Source organism: Halomonas sp. (genome assembly GCF_014859505.1).
Lineage (GTDB): Bacteria > Pseudomonadota > Gammaproteobacteria > Pseudomonadales > Halomonadaceae > Halomonas.
This window is the reverse complement of the sequence record NZ_JACUUD010000061.1, coordinates 1-18,224: the sequence shown is the minus strand read 5'-3', so window position 1 is coordinate 18,224 and position 18,224 is coordinate 1. Positions and strand designations below refer to the sequence as shown.

General features: G+C 66.9%; 16 protein-coding genes and 1 tRNA gene. 5 read left to right on the top strand and 12 right to left on the bottom strand.

Annotation, left to right across the window (positions count from 1 at the left end; translation table 11 throughout):
* From ahpC to IBX53_RS09695, 4 genes are all read right to left on the bottom strand, one after another.
* Positions 1-536, bottom strand: a 536-nt coding sequence (gene ahpC, locus IBX53_RS09710; protein WP_290908545.1) for an alkyl hydroperoxide reductase subunit C, incomplete at its 3' end; no start/stop codon positions are given.
* Positions 537-650: 114 nt separating this feature from the next.
* Positions 651-968 (bottom strand): ribonucleotide reductase subunit alpha, encoded by a 318-nt coding sequence (locus tag IBX53_RS09705; protein WP_290908544.1) that lies wholly within the window; start codon positions 966-968, stop codon positions 651-653.
* 150 nt (positions 969-1,118) lie between these two features.
* Positions 1,119-2,159, bottom strand: a complete 1,041-nt coding sequence (locus IBX53_RS09700; protein ID WP_290908542.1) for a proline racemase family protein — start codon at positions 2,157-2,159, stop codon at positions 1,119-1,121.
* Positions 2,156-3,352 (bottom strand): zinc-binding dehydrogenase, encoded by a 1,197-nt coding sequence (locus IBX53_RS09695; RefSeq protein WP_290908540.1) that lies wholly within the window; start codon positions 3,350-3,352, stop codon positions 2,156-2,158. The genes IBX53_RS09700 and IBX53_RS09695 overlap by 4 nt, the downstream gene beginning before the upstream one ends.
* Positions 3,353-3,613: 261 nt before the next feature.
* On the opposite strand from IBX53_RS09695, the gene IBX53_RS09690 reads away from it, so the two are divergent.
* Together IBX53_RS09690 and IBX53_RS09685 are read left to right on the top strand one after the other, a co-directional pair.
* Complete coding sequence (locus IBX53_RS09690; protein WP_290908539.1) at positions 3,614-4,426, top strand: alpha/beta hydrolase; 813 nt, start codon at positions 3,614-3,616, stop codon at positions 4,424-4,426.
* 8 nt (positions 4,427-4,434) lie between these two features.
* A complete protein-coding gene (locus IBX53_RS09685) occupies positions 4,435-4,866 on the top strand; it encodes a PAS domain-containing protein (RefSeq protein ID WP_290908537.1) in 432 nt (143 codons plus the stop codon).
* Positions 4,867-4,995: 129 nt separating this feature from the next.
* Here IBX53_RS09685 and putA read toward each other — a convergent pair whose 3' ends face one another.
* Both putA and IBX53_RS09675 read right to left on the bottom strand, forming a co-directional pair.
* A complete protein-coding gene (gene putA / locus IBX53_RS09680) occupies positions 4,996-8,661 on the bottom strand; it encodes a bifunctional proline dehydrogenase/L-glutamate gamma-semialdehyde dehydrogenase PutA (protein ID WP_290908536.1) in 3,666 nt (1,221 codons plus the stop codon).
* A gap of 349 nt (positions 8,662-9,010) precedes the next feature.
* A tRNA-Arg gene (locus IBX53_RS09675) sits at positions 9,011-9,087 on the bottom strand.
* 242 nt (positions 9,088-9,329) lie between these two features.
* On the opposite strand from IBX53_RS09675, the gene IBX53_RS09670 reads away from it, so the two are divergent.
* Entirely contained in the window at positions 9,330-10,145 is an 816-nt protein-coding gene (locus IBX53_RS09670) for a c-type cytochrome (RefSeq protein ID WP_290908534.1), read from the top strand.
* A 70-nt stretch (positions 10,146-10,215) separates the two neighbouring features.
* Here the strand turns inward: IBX53_RS09670 and rep are convergent, their stop codons facing one another.
* The 4 genes from rep to pyrE form a co-directional block, all read right to left on the bottom strand.
* Positions 10,216-12,291: a DNA helicase Rep gene (gene rep, locus IBX53_RS09665; protein ID WP_290908533.1), complete on the bottom strand. Its 2,076-nt coding sequence runs from the start codon at positions 12,289-12,291 to the stop codon at positions 10,216-10,218.
* The gene (gene trmL, locus IBX53_RS09660; protein WP_290908531.1) at positions 12,288-12,779 is read right to left on the bottom strand and encodes a tRNA (uridine(34)/cytosine(34)/5-carboxymethylaminomethyluridine(34)-2'-O)-methyltransferase TrmL; all 492 of its coding nucleotides are present in this window, start codon (positions 12,777-12,779) and stop codon (positions 12,288-12,290) included. Before trmL ends, rep begins: the two co-directional genes overlap by 4 nt.
* A 101-nt stretch (positions 12,780-12,880) precedes the next feature.
* A complete protein-coding gene (locus IBX53_RS09655; protein WP_290908530.1) occupies positions 12,881-13,435 on the bottom strand; it encodes a YfaZ family outer membrane protein in 555 nt (184 codons plus the stop codon).
* Positions 13,436-13,513: 78 nt separating this feature from the next.
* Complete coding sequence (pyrE, locus tag IBX53_RS09650) at positions 13,514-14,212, bottom strand: orotate phosphoribosyltransferase (protein WP_290908528.1); 699 nt, start codon at positions 14,210-14,212, stop codon at positions 13,514-13,516.
* A gap of 92 nt (positions 14,213-14,304) precedes the next feature.
* On the opposite strand from pyrE, the gene IBX53_RS09645 reads away from it, so the two are divergent.
* A complete protein-coding gene (locus tag IBX53_RS09645) occupies positions 14,305-15,072 on the top strand; it encodes an exodeoxyribonuclease III (RefSeq protein WP_290908527.1) in 768 nt (255 codons plus the stop codon).
* A 126-nt stretch (positions 15,073-15,198) separates the two neighbouring features.
* Here IBX53_RS09645 and rph read toward each other — a convergent pair whose 3' ends face one another.
* Complete coding sequence (gene rph / locus IBX53_RS09640; protein WP_290908525.1) at positions 15,199-15,936, bottom strand: ribonuclease PH; 738 nt, start codon at positions 15,934-15,936, stop codon at positions 15,199-15,201.
* Between the two features lie 148 nt (positions 15,937-16,084).
* On the opposite strand from rph, the gene IBX53_RS09635 reads away from it, so the two are divergent.
* Positions 16,085-16,948 carry a YicC/YloC family endoribonuclease gene (locus IBX53_RS09635; RefSeq protein WP_290908523.1) on the top strand — a complete coding sequence of 288 codons (864 nt, stop codon included), beginning with the start codon at positions 16,085-16,087 and terminating at the stop codon, positions 16,946-16,948.
* Between the two features lie 49 nt (positions 16,949-16,997).
* On the opposite strand, the gene IBX53_RS09630 is transcribed toward IBX53_RS09635, so the two are convergent.
* A partial coding sequence (locus tag IBX53_RS09630) for a gamma-glutamyltransferase family protein (protein WP_290908522.1) occupies positions 16,998-18,224 on the bottom strand: 1,227 nt, incomplete at its 5' end.

The window sequence follows — 18,224 nt, the reverse complement described above, 5'->3', positions numbered from 1 at the left end:
GGAGCCAGGGTCGCTTCGCCTTCCTTCCACTTGGCCGGGCACACTTCGTTCGGGTTGTTGCGAACGTACTGGGCGGCCTTGACCTTGCGCAGCAGCTCCTCGGCGTTACGGCCGATGTTGCCGGCGTTCAGCTCGACGATCTGGATCTTGCCGTCAGGGTCGATCACGAAGGTACCGCGATCGGCCAGACCGGCTTCCTCGATCAGCACCTCGAAGTTGCGGGAGATCTGCAGGGTCGGGTCGGCCAGCATCGGGTAGGTCAGCTTGCCGATGGTCTCGGAGCTGTCGTGCCAGGCCTTGTGGGTGAAGTGGGTATCGGTGGAGACGCTGTAGACCTCGACGCCCATCTTCTTGAGCTCTTCATACTTGTCCTGCAGGTCACCCAGTTCGGTGGGGCAGACGAAGGTGAAGTCGGCCGGGTAGAAGAAGAAGATGTTCCACTGGCCCTTCAGGGTCTCTTCGGTGACATCGACGAACTCGCCGTTGTGGTAGGCGGTGGCCTTGAACGGCTTGACTTCGGTGTTCAGCAGGGACATTCGGACATGCTCCTTTCGACTTTGGTATAAGGGAGACCGGAATACGGGAGGCATGGTAGCCCGCATCCGCCGATAGCGTAAATTGAATGATGGCATTGAGGTGATAATTCAACCCTATGGGTGATGACACCCCGATGTCAGCCGATCTGGACGGCCGCGGCCGGAGAGGGCGCCGACGAAGACGATGTCCCACTCGATGCCGGTCTCCCTGGACTCCGCCACCAGGGCGGCCATGTCGCTGAGCTCCTCGGGCGCCTTGTCGACGCAGAGTGCCGGAGTCAGGACGCCGCCGACGCCCTGCTCGAAGTTCCGGCGCTGCTCGGCCGTCGGGTTGTCCGGCAGCTCGGCGCGGATGAAGACGAAGAGCAGCCGCTGGGCGTCGGGCTGCAGGCGAGCCTCGCTGATCAGGTCGGCAAAGTTGGTGATGGCCAAGGGGACCTCCGGGGCGAAAGCGTGATGGATGAGCGCCAGCCTGTCCCCTTTCGCCCGAGGGCTCAAGGGGCAGCCGGGCATACCGGCCGAGTCCAGGTGGCGGGGTCAAGGATTGCTCGAGGCTGTTCCGGCGACAAGCCTTCCTTCCCCTCAGCCGTGGCGAGCGGTGAGGATGGAGGAGAGGCCGGCGCACTCCACCAGGGGGTCGTCGCAGTTGACGACGATGTCCGAGTGGGCCAGCACGAAGGCCTTGCCGGTGATGGTGTTCTCCACCACGGCGTGGGGCCCCTCCTGGCGGGTGCCGGTGAAGGTACCGATGAAGCCGGTCTCGCGCAGGGAGACGGTCTCCAGCCGATCGCCGGGGCGGATGCGTCCCTCGTGGTTCATCAGCGCCAGCCGCGCCGAGGTGCCGGTGCCGGTGGTACTGCGGCAGATCACTCCCGGGTGGACGTAGGTGGTGGAGCGGGAGCGGTAGAAGTCATCCGCCACCTGCTCCACCGGCCCCATGAAGTGCAGGAAGGGCAGCGGCCCCACGTCGCCCAGGGTGTAGTGGGAGAAGCCCCGCTCGGCCTGGATCGCCTCGACGATCCTGTGGGCGCACTCGGCGAGGCGCCGCTCCTCCTCCCGCACCAGCGAGAAACCGAGCTCGGTGGCATCCACCAGGGCGTAGAAGCCGCCGCTATAGGCCACCGAATAGGTGACGTCCCCCACCTCCGGTACATGGATCGACGCCCGATAGGTATCGATGTAGCTGGGCAGTCCCTCGCAGGTGATCGCCTCCACCACGCCGTTTTCCACCCGGGCCTCGATGTGGACCCGCCCCGCCGGGGCCTCCAGGGTGAAGTGCTGCACCCCCTCCCGCTTGGGCACGATGCCGGCCTCCAGCACCGCGGTGGCGGTGCAGATGGTGTTGGAGCCGGAATAGATGGGGTAGCCCATCACCTCCATGATGATGTAGCCGGCGGCGGCTTCGGGGTCGGTGGCCGGCACGATCAGGTCCACCGACATCTCGGGGATGCCGTAGGGCTCGAAGAGCAGCAGCTTGCGCAGGCCGTCGGCGTCGTCGCGCAGGTACTCCATCTGGGCCCGCACGGTGTCGCCAGGCAGCGGCGCGATGCCGCCGAGCACGATGCGGCTGACGTCGCCGCCGGCGTGGGTGTCCATCATCTGGAAGGTCAGCGGGCGGCTCATGGGCGTGGCTCCCGGGTCAGAGGGGTGGTCGAGTCCAGGGCGAAGGGGGCACCGTGCTCCTTCCACTGGCTGTCGGGGACGATCACGATCTTGCCCAGGAAGTTGCTGCCGCGACTGACGAAGTAGCGCTCGGCGTCATGCAGCGCGGAGAGTGGGAAGGCGGCATGCAGCACCGGCCTGAGCTGGCCCGCGCGAATCCACTCGACCAGCTGCTCGGCCTCCTCGCGGGTGCCGTGGGAGACGCCGAAGAGCTGCACCTGGTAGAGGTAGATGCGCGTCCAGAGGATCTCCGAGATATTGCCGCCGCTGGCCCCGGCGATGGAGAGCCGCGGGTAGGTGGCGCGGGCCTTCATGTCGTGGATCATGGTGTCGATGAACAGGTCGGTCATCTCGCCGCCGACGAGGTCCATCACCGCATCGATGGGCGCACCGCCGGTGGCCTCCAGCACCCGGGGCACGAAGGTTGCCAGGTCGCCGCGGTCGAACACGGCCTCGGCCCCCAGCGCCTTGAGCGCCTCGGCCTTCTCCGGCTGGCTCACCGCATAGGGAATGGCCCCCTTGATCCGGCAGAGCTGGATCAGGGCGGTGCCCACCCCGCCGCTGGCGCCGGTGACCAGCACCCGCTCGCCGGCACGTACCCGCGCCGAGGTCATCATGTGGTAGCCGGTCTGGTAGGAGCACATGCCCATGGCGGCCAGCTCGGCATCTTTGATCTCCGGGTTGGGCACGTGGTGGAACTGGTCCGAGGGCACCGCCACGTACTCGGCGAAGCCGCCGTCGGCGCCGTGGCCATAGTAGTCCGGAGTCAGGTTGATGTCGCGGCGGGCGTCGGCGTAGAGATTGAAGTCGAGCAGGCCGCGCTCGCCGATCCGCGCCGGGTCGACCCCCTCGCCCACCGCCGCCACGCGCCCGACGATATCGGCGCCCTGGATGCGCGGGAAGGTCAGGGTCGGCTCGCCACCCATGGCAAAGGAGGTCACCTGGCCCTTCTTGACCGGGTAGAGCCCCTCGCGGGCCTTGCGGTCGGTGTTGTTCTTGGCGGTGGCGGTGACCCGCACCAGCACCTCGCCCGGCCCCGGCCGGGGAACGGGGACATCGTCACGGTAGACCAGCCGGTCGATATCGCCATGCTCGGTCAACAGCATGGCGGACATGGTAGCGGGAAGGGATGCCTCCGAGGTGGAACCTGCCATCTGCTGTATCCTCTTGATGGGCTTACTTGCAGGGCTTACGGCAGGAGGCCGAAAGCGTGAATCCTGAACGAGACGATAGCAGAAGCCCCCTGGGCTGACCGAGGGGCCGCCCGGCATTCCGGCCACCCATCCTTTCTGTTCTTGAGGCCCGTGGGTTGCGATTCTTTCGGCGCACCCCGGCTGGCGCCGGCCCAGGGGCGAAATCAACGCCGCCGATGCGCTACGCTGAAACTGATAGCCACCATGTCACCAGGCCCGACCATGACCCGCAACCTGAACCAGCAGCTCAACGTGACTCGCCATGGGCGCGGCATCATTCCGGTCGTGATGATCCACGGCTTCGGCTGCGACCAGACGGCCTGGAGCCGCCTGCTGCCGCGCCTGGAGGCCCACTACCGCCTGATCCTGCTCGATCTGCCCGGCTTCGGCGCCGCCGACCCCGCCGCCTTCGACCCCGGTCGACATGGCGACCCCGCGGGTCATGCCGAGGACCTGGCCGCCCTGTGCGAGGAGCTCGAGCTCGAGGGAGCGATGATGGTGGGCCACTCCATCGGCGGCACCATCGGCATGATGGCCTCTCTATTGCGGCCCGGCACCTTTCGCAAGCTGTGCCTGATCTGCAGCTCGGCCCGCTACCTGGATGAGCCGCCCCACTATCGTGGCGGCTACAGCCAGGCGGAGCTCGAGGGGCTGATGCAGCTCATGGAGCAGAACTATCTGGACTGGGCCGGCACCCTGTCCACCGTTGCCCTGGGCGACGCCGGCACGCCGAACCACCGGCAAGACCTTCAGCAGCGACTGCTCGCCGTGCCCCCGGAGGTGTTGCGTCCCCTGGCGCGCAGCATCTTCTTCGGCGATACCCGCCACCTGCTTCCCCGAGTGACCACGCCCAGCGTTATCGTGCAGACCGCCCATGACGCCATCGTGCCGATGGAGGCGGCCGAGTATCTGGCCGAGACCCTGCCTGACGGTGAACTGGTGGTCATGCAGACCGCCGGCCACTATCCGCAGCTCACCGATCCGGAGACCCTGGCCTGGGTGCTGCGGGGCTGCCTGACCGTTAGCGACCGCTGAGGCACCGTATGTCCATAGGCCCCGTCGAGCTGGCCCATTTCTGGGATCTCTCCCCCACCGGCCACGCCGTGGTCGACGAGCACGGCATCCTCCTGGCCGCCAACCGCACCCTGGCCAACTGGATGGAAGAGCCCCCCGCCGCCCTGATCGGCAGCCCCGCCAGCGAGCTATTCACACCGACGTCCCGGGTCCTCTATCTGGGTCTGCTGGCCTACCGCCTTGCCGTGGGAAGCCGGGCGGAGGAGATTCATCTTGAGTTGGCCATTCCCGGCGGCATCCCCATGCCGGTGCTGTGCAGCGGCCGGCGCATCCGCTACCAGGGGGCTCACCTCGTCCTGCTGACGCTGCAGGAGTTCTCCCGCAAGCACGCCTTCGAGAAGGAGATCCTGGAAGCCCGTCAGGCCAGCGAGCAGCACCTCAAGCAGCGAGAGGCGCGCTGACGACGCGAGCGGGAACTGCCGCTCAAGGCTCAGCCATGGCGTCATGAAAAACGCCGGGGCTCAGGCCCCGGCGTAGTGGTTGGAAGACAGGTCCTCCTACCTGATGGTGTCGAGCGTCTCGAATCGCGTCTATTCGGCGGTTGCCAGCAGGCTGGCGTTGCCGCCCGCCGCCGTGGTGTCGATGCACAGATGGCGTTCCACCACGTAGCGTTCCGGCCAGATGGTCTGGGTCTCCAGCGGCACGATGGCACCGTCGCGCATGGCCAGCGCGATGCGTAGCTCACGGGTCCAGTCGCTGTCGCCGGCCGCGGCCACGGTGTCGATACCCTTGACCGCGGTGAGCGTCTCGGACGAGACACTGCCCTCGAGCCCGGCCACAGGGGCTCCGGCATCGACCAGCGGCTTCACGGCCTGCACCGCACCCGGGGCGACGATCAGCACCGGAGAGCCCGCACCTAACGCCTGTACCGCCTGCGCCATGGCGATGTCCAGGGTCGGCCCCAGGCATAGCGCAGGGCCTTTTGGATACATCGCCAGGCGGTTGCTCTCCCCCGTGGGCCCCGGCAGTGTCTGCGGCGTCATGTCAACAGCCGCGGTCTCGGCCAGCGCCTTGCGGATCACTCCTCCCTTGCCGGACAGCGCCTTGCGTAGCACCTCGACCCGATCGGGCCGCGCCGCCCAGTTGCGCGAGTCGAGCTTGTCGAGGGCCGACTGGAGATCGCCGAGGGAAACGGTATTTCCCTTGGGTGCCTCATGGTGCTCGACCTTGCCGGTGCGGCGGAAGCGGGTGACATAGAGCGGGCCGCCAGCCTTGGGCCCGGTGCCCGAGAGGCCCTCGCCGCCGAAGGGCTGGGAGCCGACGATGGCGCCGATCTGGTTACGGTTGACGTAGACGTTACCGACATGGATACGCTCGACGATCTGCTGCACACGGTCGTCGATCCGGGTATGCAGGCCGAAGGTCAGCCCATAGCCCCGGTCATTGATGGCGTCGACCACCTTGTCGATGTCGCGTGCCTTGAAGGTGGCCACGTGCAGTACCGGGCCGAAGATCTCGCGCTCGAGATCCTCGATGCCCCCGACCTCGACCACGGCCGGGGTGACGAAGGTACCCACGTCGGGCGCAGGCAGCTTCTTCAGTACCTTGCCGGCCTTCTCATGCGCCGCTATATATTCACTGATCTCGGCCTGGGCGTCGGCGTCGATGACCGGGGATACATCGGTGTCGGTATTCCAGGGATCGCCGATGGTCAGCGAATCCATGGCGCCGTCGAGCATGTTGAGCAGCCGGTCGCGCGCCTCTTCCTGAACGTAGAGCATCCTCAGTGCCGAGCAGCGCTGGCCGGCCGACTGGAAGGAGGAGATCAGGATGTCGCGCACCGCCTGCTCGGTCAGCGCCGTGGAGTCCACGATCATCGAGTTCAGGCCGCCGGTCTCGGCGATCAGCACGGCATCCGGTCCTGCATTCTTCGCCAGGGCCTTGTGGATGATCTGTGCCACCGGCGTCGAGCCGGTGAAGCAGACACCGGCGATGCGCGGGTCGCTGGTCAGCGGTCCACCCACCGTCGGGCCGTCGCCGGGCAGCAATTGCAGCGCCGCCTCGGGCAGGCCGGCCTCGCGCATCAGCTCGACGGCACGCGCGGCAATCAGCGGCGTCTGCTCGGCGGGCTTGGCGAGCACGGCGTTGCCGGCCACCAGCGCCGCGGCGATCTGGCCGGTGGTGATGGCCAGCGGAAAGTTCCAGGGGCTGATGCAGACGAAGATGCCGCGTGCGCTGCCGGGTTCCTCGGCTTCCAGCCGCTCGCCCTCGTTGGCGTAATAGCGCAGGAAATCCACCGCCTCCCGCACCTCGGCGATGCCATCGAACATCATCTTGCCGGCTTCACGGGTGGTGATCACGGTCAGTTCGGCGATGTGCTTTTCATAGAGATCGGCGGTGCGGCGCAGCACCTCGGCGCGTTCCGATGCCGGCCGCGCCGACCACTCGCGGAAGCCTTCCTCGGCGGCGTCGAGGGCGACGGCCACTTCGTCCGGGGTCGCCTCGTGCACGGTGCCGACCACGCGTGAGCCGTCGGCGGGCGACACGGCTTCTCGAGCCGGCCCCTGGGGGGCCGGATTGCCGACCAGCATGGGCCCGGCGGTCCAGGTCGTGTCGGCAAAGGCCTCGCGCGCTTCCAGCAGCGGCAGGATCGAGGCAGGCTCGTTGATCCGGTAGCCCTTGGAGTTCTTGCGATCGGGGGCAAAGAGCTCGCCGGGTTGACGGATCATGGGGCTGGCGATGGCGTCGCCCAGGTGCTGCATCCCCTCTACTGGATCCTTCGAGACCTCGCTCGGCGGAATGGAACCGTCCACCACCTGGTTGACGAACGAGGAGTTCGCGCCGTTCTCGAGCAGGCGGCGTACCAGATAGGCCAGCAGGTCACGGTGCGCGCCGACCGGGGCGTAGAGGCGGCAATGCGTGCCCTCGGACTCCTTGACGATGTGGTGCAGCGATTCACCCATGCCATGCAGGCGCTGGAACTCGTAGCTGTCCTTGTCGTCGCCCGCCATGGCCACGACGGCGGCACAGGTATGGGCGTTGTGGGTCGCGAACTGCGGATAGATGCGGTCGCGCCGGTCGAGCAGCATCTGGGCGCAGGCCATGTAGCTGACATCGGTATTCACCTTGCGGGTGAAGACCGGAAAGGTCTCGACCCCCATCTCCTGGGACAGCTTGATCTCGGTGTCCCAGTAGGCGCCCTTGACCAGCCGCACCATGATCCTGCGGTCGAAACGCTCAGCAAGCTCGTAGAGCGCTTCGATGACCGGTCCGGCGCGACGCCCGTAGGCCTGCACCACGACCCCGAAGCCGTCCCAGCCGTCGAGGCTGGGGTCGGCCATCAGCGCTTCGATCACGTCGAGGGAGAGGTCCAGCCGGTCCTGCTCCTCGGCGTCGATGTTGAAGCCGATATTGGCCTTGGCCGCCTGCCGCACCAGTTCCAGAGCGCGTGGCACGAGCTCGGCCATCACCGTCTCGCGGTGGGTGTATTCATAGCGCGGATGCAGCGCCGATAGCTTCACCGAGATGCCGGGGCTTCCGCGCACATCCCCCTTGGCCTGCTTGGCGATGGCGGTGATCGCCTTGGCGTAGGCCTCATGGTAGCGGACGGCGTCTTCGTCGGTGCGCGCCGCCTCACCCAGCATGTCGTAGGAGTAGGTGTAGCCCTGCTTCTCGAGTTCGCGGGCATTCTTCATGCCCTCCTCGATGGTCTGGCCGAGCACGAACTGGCGTCCGAGGATCTTCATCGAGCGGCCGACCGCGGTACGCACCACGGGTTCGCCCATCCGACGCACCAGGCCGCGCAGCGCCCGCGCCGGGCCCTTGGGGTCCTCTTCCAGCACCTTGCCGGTCAGCAGCAGCGCCCAGGTCGAGGCGTTGACCATCGACGACGAGGACTTGCCCAGGTGCGCGCCCCAGTCGGAAGGCTCGATCTTGTCGTGAATCAAATCATCAATGGTTTCCGCATCGGGCACGCGCAGCAGCGCCTCAGCCAGGCACATCAGGCCCACCCCTTCGGTGGTCGAGAGCCCGTACTCGGCCAGGAACGACTCCATCATCGACGGCTTCTTTTCCTTGCGCACTCGATCCACGTAGTTGGCGCCGACGGCGGCCACCTTGCGGCGGTCGTCCTCCGACAGCTTGATTCGTTTGACAAGCTCGTGCAGCACATCTGCCTCATCGGCGGCATAGTTGGCGCGGATCCGCGAGCGGATCTCGCTCACGGCGCCATGCAGATGAAGGTTGGCTTCGTTCATAATCGGTACCCTATTAGCTGCTCGAAACGCATCGTCGATGCCTAATCTCGGATGCTGTCGTCATAAATAAATGTCACCTATCTATCCTAGGCGTCCTGATAAGAAGGGTCTGACGCGTATTAAACGGTAGGCTCGCATGGCCATCAGCTGCCGATAACAACAACTCTCCTGGAAAACCGGCCACGCGGCGTGGGACAGTAATGAGGTGCCGAGGTTTTCCTACGTTGCCGATGAGGTCATGCGGCTGAGTCGAATCAGTGTCAGCGGAAAGGTTATAATTGGTGGAGGGATGCCAACGAAAAACGGCCACCGCCGCGATTGGCTAAGTGACCGTTTTTACTCGTGTTCTTGGCGCGCCCAGCAGGATTCGAACCTGCGACCCCTGCCTTCGGAGGGCAGTACTCTATCCAGCTGAGCTATGGGCGCGCATTGCCCGGTGTTGGCACCAGGCGGTCGCCATCCTAACCGCCACGCTGGCGCCTGTCCAGCGTGGGCCGGCCGCCGCTCCGAGCCGTCTCATGCCAATGGCGGGGGTTGGGCATTTTCCTGCCGCCCGGGATGTCGGTATACTCATCTTCACCATGCGCGTCACGGCGACATCGGGCCGCGTCGGCCAATAGACCAGCGCCGCGAATGATTAATTACAGGACCGTCAAGAGGTGGTGAGAGTGAATTCCAGCAAGCTGATCATGGGGTGCCTGGCCACCCTGGGCCTGAGCCTGACCGCCGGCCTGGCTACCGCCCAGGCCAACGTCGACCGTGACGCCATCGCCGAGCGTCTCAAGCCGGCGGGCCAGCTCTGCCTGCAGGGCGAGGACTGCGGTACCGCGGCATCTGCCGGCGCCGCACCGGCGGCCAACGGCAACGGCGGCGGTATCGACGGCGGCGCCATCTACAACCGCGTCTGCATGGCCTGCCACGAGACTGGTGCCGCAGGCGCCCCGATCCGCGGCGATGCCGACGCCTGGAGCGCCCGCGTCGACCAGGGCTTCGCCACTCTGCTGGATCACTCCATCAATGGGATCGGCGCCATGCCGGCCCGTGGCGGCAATCCCAACCTCTCCGACGCGGAAATGGAAGCAGCCACCGCCTACCTGGTGGAGCCGGTGATGGATGTGCCGGAACTGGGCGGCGCCGAGGAAGCCACGGCCGAAGCCGCTGCCGACGATGCTGCCACCGACGACGAGCAGGTCACCGAGGCAGCCGATGATGCCGCGGCGGCCGATGCGCCCTCCCATGCCGGCATCGACGGCGAGGCGATCTACAACCAGGCCTGCATGGCCTGCCACATGACCGGTGCCGCCGGCGCTCCGATCAAGGGCGATGCCGACGCCTGGGGCCCCCGCCTGGAGCAGGGCATGGCGACCCTCTACGACCACTCCATCAACGGCTTCAATGCCATGCCGGCCAAGGGCGGCAACATGAGCCTCTCCGATGACGACATGAAGGCCGCGGTGGACTTCATGGTCGAGGCGGTACAGTAAGGCTTCCGACCGGAAAAGCCGCGGGGCGCCTCAGGGCGCCCCGCTTGCGTTTGGTGATCCCTGGAAGCCCTCAGCCGAGTAGAGAGCGCAGACCGGCGATGGCGTCCTGGCCGCGGGCCTGCTTCTTCTCCGGATCCTCGCGGTCCGGCCGACCTTCCCACTCCAGGTCATCGGGGGGCAGCTCGTCCAGGAAGCGGCTGGGCGCGCAGTCCATCAGCTCGCCATAGGTCTTGCGCTGTCGCGACAGGGTCAGGGTCAGGGTGCGACGCGCCCGGGTGATGCCCACGTAGGCCAGGCGACGCTCCTCCTCGACGGTGCCGGCCTCGATGGCATTGCGATGGGGCAGCAGATCCTCCTCCAGCCCCATCAGGTAGACATGGGGAAACTCGAGGCCCTTGGAGGCGTGCATGGTCAGCAGCTGCACCCGGTCGGAGTCATCCTCCTCGGCCTGCTGCTCGAGGATGTCGCGCAGCACCAGCCGGGAGATGGCGGCCTGCACGTCGTCGGTCTCGGTCTCTTCCGAGGCCGTACTCTCCTCGGGGTCCGCCTGCATCGACTTCTCCAGCTGGTCGATGAGGATCCAGACGTTGGCCATGCGCCGCTCGGCGATGGTGGGCGCACTGGCGTTCTGGTAGAGCCAGGCCTCGTAGTCCATCTCGCGCAGCATGTCGCGGATGGCGGCGATGGCGTCACCGCCGTCCATGCGCCGCCGCACCCCGTCGATAAAGTGGGTAAACCTCCCTAACCTCTCGACGGCCCTGACCGGCAGTTGCTGTTCGAGGCCCAGCTCGTGACAGGCGGCAAACAGCGAGATGCCGCGCCCGGTGACCGGGTCATTGGCATAGTTGGCCAGCTTCTCCAGGGTGCCGGGGCCGATCTCCCGCCGCGGCACATTGACGATGCGCAGGAAGGCGTTGTCGTCGGCCGGGTTGATCAACAGCCGCAGATAGGCCATGGCGTCCTTGATCTCGTTGCGCGAGAAGAAGGAGGTTCCGCCGGAGAGCTTGTAGGGAATCTGGTAGTGCTGCAGCTTGAGCTCCAGCAGCCGGGCCTGGAAGTTGCCGCGATAGAGCACCGCGAAGTCGCGCCATTCGGCGCGCTCCTTGATGCGCCGGGTGAGGATCTCGCTGGCCACCCGCTCCGCCTCGGCCTCCTCGTGGCGGTTGACCACCACGCGGATCGGCGCCCCTTCGCCCATGTCCGACCACAGAGTCTTCTCGTAGACGTGGGGGTTGTTGCTGATCAGGGTGTTGGCGGCACGCAGGATGGTGCCGGTGGAGCGGTAGTTCTGCTCCAGCTTGACCACCTGAAGGCGCGGGAAGTCCTCGCCCAGGGTCACCAGGTTCTCGGGCCGAGCGCCGCGCCAGGCGTATATCGACTGGTCGTCGTCGCCCACCACGGTGAAGGTCTGGCGCTCCCCCATCAGCAGCTGCACCAGTTGGTACTGGCTGACGTTGGTGTCCTGGTACTCGTCCACCAGCATGTAGTGGATGCGCTTGCGCCAACGGGTCAGGGCCTCGGGGTCATCGCGCAGCAGCACCACCGGCAACAGGATCAGGTCGTCGAAGTCCACCGCGTTGTAGGCCTTGAGGTGGCGGTTGTAGGCCTCATAGACCCGGGCGGCGAACAGCTCGTCGTCCTCCGCGGCGTGGGACATGGCCTGGCCCGGCAGCACCAGGTCGTTCTTCCAGGCCGAAATCCGGTGCTGCACCGAGTTGATCGCCTCGGCGTCCACCTGGGCATCCTTCTGCATCAGGTCGCGCAGCAGCGCCTTGGCGTCCTCGGGATCGAAGAGCGAGAAGCCCGGCCGGTAGCCCAGCGCCTTGAGCTCGCGGCGGATGATGTTGAGCCCCAGGGTGTGGAAGGTGGAGACGGTGAGACCATGGCCCTCGCGCCCCTTGAGCATGGCGCCCACCCGCTCCTTCATCTCCCGGGCGGCCTTGTTGGTGAAGGTCACCGCGGCGATCCGCCGCGCGCTCATGCCACAAGCCTGCACCAGATAGGCGATCTTGGTGGTGATCACGCTGGTCTTGCCGGAGCCGGCGCCGGCCAGTACCAGGCAGGGGCCGTCGATGTAGCGCACCGCGTCCTGCTGGCGGGGATTCAGCGCAGCCAGGCGCTGCTGGATGGTGACAGGAGCATTCATCGCACGGGCCTCGCGGCGTCCAGGGGTGCCGCGCCGGCGAAGCCCAGCTGCCGCCAGGCCTCGAAGACCAGCACCGCACAGGCGTTGGAGAGATTCAGGCTGCGGCTCTCCTCGCGCATGGGGATGCGCAGCCGCTGGGTTTCGGGCAGGGCATCGAGCATCGCCTGAGGCAGACCCCGGGTCTCGGGGCCGAACACCAGGGCGTCGCCCTGGCGGTAGGACGGCTCGTGGTAGCCGGCCCGCCCGCGGGTCGACACGGCGAAGACCCGCTCGGGTACTGCCGCCTCGAGGTAGGCCTTCCAGTCGCGGTGCACCCCCACCGCCGCCCACTCGTGATAGTCGAGCCCGGCGCGGCGCAGGCGCCTGTCATCCAGCACGAAGCCCAGCGGCTCGATCAGATGCAGGCGAAAGCCGGTATTGGCGCACAGCCGGATCAGGTTGCCGGTGTTGGGGGGTATCTCGGGCTGGTAGAGAACGACATCGAGCATGGCAGATTCCGGCGAAAGCCCTTGTGCAAGGCACGAGTGAAACGCAGGCGGGCCCCATGACGGGGCCCGCGATCATCGGCGGCGGTGGGGGACGGATGCGCTCAGAAGCGCAGGCGCACGCCGACCTGGGCGCCGCGATCCAGGGTGCGGGAGCCGCTGTCGTTGTCGAAGTCTGCACCCAGCTGGCGAAGGCCCAGATAGCCATCCACGTTGGGCGCGAAGGCATAGCGGGCGCGCACGCCGACCTCGTAGCCATCCTCCAGGTCTCGGCTGGAGACCACGCTGGGAGTATAGAAGCCGTAGCCGCCCAGGGAGACCGCGGGCAGGTTGGGCAGGTAGACGTAACCATAGCCGCCCAGCCCCAGGCCGCCGCCATTGCCGTAGTCGGTATCGTACTGGGTCCAGCGCGCCCCCACACCCACCTCGTGGTCACGGGTGTGGTCGGTGCCCATCAGCTGGGCGTGGAACACCGTGGCGTCCTCGCGATACTCGCTGTGGACCACCCCGCCGCCCAGGCTGATGCCATCGACTACCTCACCGGTGGCCTCGAACTGTACGGCGTCCGGTCCCAGGTTGAGGTCCAGGCTGGCGGCCTGGGCCAGGCCCGAGGTGCCCAGCAGGGCAAGAGCGACCAGCAGCGTCAGTGTCGATTTCATCTCGCTCTCCTTACCTGTGCGATCAGCTTGCCTTGTACGATATTTGTATAGTTATACGGCAGTATAGCGCAAGCGCCGTTACGCCGAGGGGGAGGCGCCATAGCGGGCGCGATAGTCGCGAATGGCAGCGGCATGGACACGCAGCGCATCGCCGGCATGCTCTTCAAGATAGGCCAGGACCATGTCCAGCGTCACGATGCTGATCACCGGCATGGCGTAGCGCGCCTCCACCTCCTGAATGGCGCTCATGCTCTTCCCTTCACCCTCCGCCTGGCCGCGCTCCTGGCGGTCCAGGGCGATCACCACCCCGGCGGCGCGGGCGCCGGCCGCATCGATCAGGCCCATCACCTCGCGGATGGCGGTGCCGGCGGTGATCACATCGTCGATGATCAGGATATCGCCGGAAAGCTCGGCGCCGACGATATTGCCGCCTTCACCGTGGGCCTTGGCCTCCTTGCGGTTGAAGGCGTAGGGCAGGTCGCGGCCGTGATGGTCGGCCAGGGCCACCGCCGCCGTGGCGGCCAGGGGGATCCCCTTGTAGGCGGGGCCGAAGAGCACATCGAAGGCCGGGGCAAGGTCGACGATGGCGCGGGCGTAGAAGCGGCCCAGGCGCGCCAGGGCACCGCCGGTACGGAACAGCCCAGCGTTGAAGAAGTAGGGGCTGACCCGGCCCGATTTCAGGGTGAACTCGCCGAAGCGCAACACCCCCTGGTCGATGGCGAACTCGATGAATTCACGCTGGTAGTCCTGCAGCGCAGGCGTGCCGGAGTGCTCCACTGGTGGCTCCTATCATCTTTATTGGCGCGGGCCCTTTACCCAAACGTCGAAACGTCGGGTATCATACACCCGCGACGGTAAAGGGACCACGTATGAAAATTGCCACGATCAATGTCAACGGCATCCGGGAGGCGGTCGGTCGAGGGTTTCTCGACTGGCTGGCCAGCCAGGATGCCGATGTCGTCTGCGTCCAGAATCTCAAGGCCAAGAGCTTCGAGCTGGACGACAGCATCCTCTACCCGGAAGGCTACGAGGGGTACTTCCTCGACGCCGAGCAGGACGGCTTCTCCGGGGTGGGGCTCTACTGCCGGAAGATTCCCAAGGCCATCATGTACGGGCTGGGCTTCCCCCAGTGCGACCACGAGGCGCGCTTCCTGCAGGCCGATTACGACCGCTTCAGCATCGTCAGCTTCCTGATGCCCGACGGCAGCGACTTCCCCGCCAAGCAGGCCTTCATGGCGCAGTACCAGGAATACCTGAGCAAGATGGCCCGCAAGCGGCGGGAGTACATCATCTGCGGCACCTGGCACATCGCCCACAAGACCATCGACCTGGAGAACTGGGCCGACAACCAGGACACCCCCGGCTTCAAGCCCGAGGAGCGTGCCTGGATGGATCAGGTATTCGGCCCCACCGGCTTCATCGATACCTTCCGCGAGATCAACCGCGACGCCGGCGAGTACACCTGGTGGCCGAAGCTCGACCAGGAGGTGCCGCGCTCCCGCCAGGAGGGCTGGCGCATCGATTATCAGGTGGTGGGCCCCGACTTCCGCCGCCATGTGGTCGATGCCTGGATCGACTATGACGCCACCTTCTCGGAGTTCGCACCCCTGATCGTCGAGTACGACCTGCCGCTCTGAGTCACCGCCCTTCGTCGCCGTTCCGGCCTGCCGGAACACATCACGCCGGCCATCATGGCCGGCGTGATGTTTCTGGGGATCTCGCCGGGGTGCTCAGGGCTGATCCGGCAACAGCTGCTTCACCGCTTATCGCGGAATGCCCAGCGACTCTCGCTGGTGGTCGAACAGCTGCACGCCGGCGTTCTCGGCCAGTTCCAGCATGGCGTTGAGTTCGGCACGGTTGAAGGTCCCCTTCTCGGCGGTGCCCTGCACCTCGATCAGGCTGCCGTCCTCGGCCATCACCACGTTCATGTCGGTGTCCGCCCCGCTGTCCTCGGGGTAGTCCAGGTCCACCACCGGCACTCCCTTGAACAGGCCCACCGACACCGAGCTGACCAGCTGCTTGAAGGGGTCCCCCTTGATCAGCTTGTTGCGCTGCAGATAGCGAATGGCGTCCATCAGCGCCACGCAGCCGCCGGTAATGGAGGCGGTACGGGTGCCGCCATCGGCCTGGATCACGTCGCAGTCCACGGTGATGGTGAACTCGCCGAGCTTCTTCAGGTTCAGTGAAGCACGCAGCGACCGCCCGATCAGGCGCTGGATCTCCAGGGTGCGGCCGCCCTGCTTGCCGTGGGCCGCCTCCCGGCCGCTGCGGGTGTGGGTGGCTCGCGGCAGCATGCCGTACTCGGCGGTCACCCAGCCCTGGCCCTTGCCGCGCAGAAAGCGCGGCACGCCTGGCTCCACGCTGGCGTTGCACAGCACCCTGGTATCGCCGAACTCCACCAGCACCGAGCCCTCGGCATGGCGGGTGTAATCGCGGGTCAGGCGAATCTCGCGGGACTGGTCGGGCGCACGGCCGCTGGGGCGTCGAAACGGAGTGGACATATCACCTCATCTGGGTCAGGTAGGGTCTGAAACGCACAGGAATCACGGTTGGCGGCCATTCTACACCCTTGGGCCAGCCTTGCCGGCGAATCGGGTACACTGCGCCACATCCGTCAGATCATCCGCGTCACCCCCGGGAGCCTTCGCCATGGTCCACAGCATGACCGCCTTCGCCCGCCAGGAGCACGCCGCCGACTGGGGCAGCCTGCAGCTCGAGCTGCGCTCGGTGAACCAGCGCTACCTGGAGCCCCACTTCCGCCTGCCGGAGAGCCTGCGCGATCTGGAACCGATCTTCCGTGAGGCGCTGCGCCAGAGACTGGCCCGCGGCAAGGTGGAGGTGAGCCTGCGCTTCGAGGCCGCCGGCGCCGCCGAGGGGCTCAGCGTGAACCCGGCGCGGCTGGCCGAGCTGGCCCGCGCCCTGGGCGAGGTGCGCCAGGCCGTGGCCGACACCCGCCCACCCGACGCCCTGGCACTGCTCGACTTCCCCGGCGTGCTGGAGAGCCGCGGCCCGGACCCCGAGAGTGTCAAGGCCGCCGCGCTCGCCCTCTTCCAGGCCGCGCTGGATGACCTGGTGGCCGGCCGCGCCCGGGAGGGGGAGAAGCTCACCGCGCTGATCCGCGAGCGGCTCGTCGCCATCGATGGCCAGGTGGCGGAGGTGCGCACGCTGATGCCGCAGATCCTCGAGCGCCAGCGCACCCTGCTGCTGGAACGCCTCGAATCGGTGAAGGCCGAGCTGGACCCCCAGCGCCTGGAGGCCGAACTGACCCTGATCGCCCAGAAGGCCGACGTGGATGAAGAGCTCGACCGCCTGGCCACTCATGTTGCCGAGGTGCAGCGCCAGCTGACCCAGAAGGGCCCGGTGGGCCGACGCCTGGACTTCCTGATGCAGGAGCTCAACCGCGAGGCCAACACCCTCTCCTCGAAGTCGGTGGTGGCCAGCACCACCCGCTGCGCGGTGGAGCTCAAGGTGCTGATCGAGCAGATGCGCGAGCAGATCCAGAATATCGAGTGAGTCCTGGCCCCGGCCGGCTCCCCCGGAAGGAGAGCGCCGGCAGGTGCACTCACCAGGGCACGACGGCGCCGTCGGTACGAGGCTCGGTGCCTCCGGACAGTACGCCGCTGTCGCGATCACGCAGGATGATCTGGCCACGACCGAAGCTGATCGAGTCGGCAACCTTGACGATATCGTGGCCTCGCCGGGCCAGCGCCTGAGCGAGGTGGTCGGGGAAGTGCGGCTCGACTTCCACTGTCCTGCCCTTGGTCCACTTCCAGCGCGGCATGTCGAGGACCGCCTGGGGGTTGAGATGGTCTTCGAGCATGCCGGTCACCACCTGCACATGGCCCTGGGGCTGCATGTAGCCACCCATCACCCCGAAGGGGCCCACCGCCTCGCCGTCCCTGGTAATAAAGCCGGGGATGATGGTGTGGTAGGTCCGCTTGCCCGGCGCGAGGGCGTTGGGATGCTCGGGGTCCAGCGAGAAGGACCAGCCGCGGTTCTGCAGGCTGATACCGGTGCCGGGTACCACGATGCCCGAGCCGAAGCCTTTGAAGTTGCTCTGGATGAACGACACCATGTTGCCGGCGCTATCGGCGGTGGCCAGATAGACGGTCCCGCCGGAAAGCGGGTTGCCATGCACCGGATCCAGGGCCTCGTGGCCGATCAGCCCGGCCCGGGCCTTGAGGTAATCGTCGGCCAGCATCTGCTCGACGCTCGGCCGCATGGCACCGCGCTCGGTGATGTGGGCGAAGCCGTCCACATAGGCCAGCTTGGTGGCCTCGATGCGCCGGTGCAGGGTCTCCACCGGGTCGCGCCCCTCGGGTCCCAGGTGCTCCAGCATGCCCAGCGCCTGCAGCACGATCAGCCCGCTGCCGTTGGGCGGAATCTCCCAGATGTCGTGGCCCTTGTAGCGCACGCTGATCGGGGCGACCCACTCCGGTTCGAAGCGGGCCAGGTCCTCCCTGCGCAGCAGGCCGCCATGCTCGCGGAAGAAGGCATCGATGCGCTCGGCCAGTTCGCCCTCGTAGAAGTCGCGGCTCTGTGTCTCGGCGATGCGCCGCAGGGTGCTGGCATGGTCGGGCGAGGACCAAAGCTCGCCGGGGCGCGGGGCCCGACCCTCGGGGGCGAAGGTGTCGAACCACGGCTTGAAGGCGGCATCGTCGTAGGCAGAATAGCCGTGGAAGGCGTCATTCCACATCTGGTGAATGACCGGCGATACCGGAAAGCCCTCCTCGGCCAGCGCCACGGCCGGCGCCAGCAGGTCGGCGAAGGGCAGCTTCCCGAAGCGCTC

What these genes read in the sequence shown, in the direction of transcription:
- IBX53_RS09695 (WP_290908540.1), bottom strand. Translation starts at nt 3,352, where the DNA reads ATGGCAGGTTCCACCTCGGAGGCATCCCTTCCCGCTACCATGTCCGCC.
- IBX53_RS09645 (WP_290908527.1), top strand. Translation starts at nt 14,305, where the DNA reads ATGAAAATTGCCACGATCAATGTCAACGGCATCCGGGAGGCGGTCGGT.
- IBX53_RS09700 (WP_290908542.1), bottom strand. Translation starts at nt 2,159, where the DNA reads ATGAGCCGCCCGCTGACCTTCCAGATGATGGACACCCACGCCGGCGGC.
- IBX53_RS09635 (WP_290908523.1), top strand. Translation starts at nt 16,085, where the DNA reads ATGGTCCACAGCATGACCGCCTTCGCCCGCCAGGAGCACGCCGCCGAC.
- trmL (WP_290908531.1), bottom strand. Translation starts at nt 12,779, where the DNA reads ATGCTCGATGTCGTTCTCTACCAGCCCGAGATACCCCCCAACACCGGC.
- rep (WP_290908533.1), bottom strand. Translation starts at nt 12,291, where the DNA reads ATGAATGCTCCTGTCACCATCCAGCAGCGCCTGGCTGCGCTGAATCCC.
- IBX53_RS09690 (WP_290908539.1), top strand. Translation starts at nt 3,614, where the DNA reads ATGACCCGCAACCTGAACCAGCAGCTCAACGTGACTCGCCATGGGCGC.
- putA (WP_290908536.1), bottom strand. Translation starts at nt 8,661, where the DNA reads ATGAACGAAGCCAACCTTCATCTGCATGGCGCCGTGAGCGAGATCCGC.
- IBX53_RS09685 (WP_290908537.1), top strand. Translation starts at nt 4,435, where the DNA reads ATGTCCATAGGCCCCGTCGAGCTGGCCCATTTCTGGGATCTCTCCCCC.
- IBX53_RS09655 (WP_290908530.1), bottom strand. Translation starts at nt 13,435, where the DNA reads ATGAAATCGACACTGACGCTGCTGGTCGCTCTTGCCCTGCTGGGCACC.
- rph (WP_290908525.1), bottom strand. Translation starts at nt 15,936, where the DNA reads ATGTCCACTCCGTTTCGACGCCCCAGCGGCCGTGCGCCCGACCAGTCC.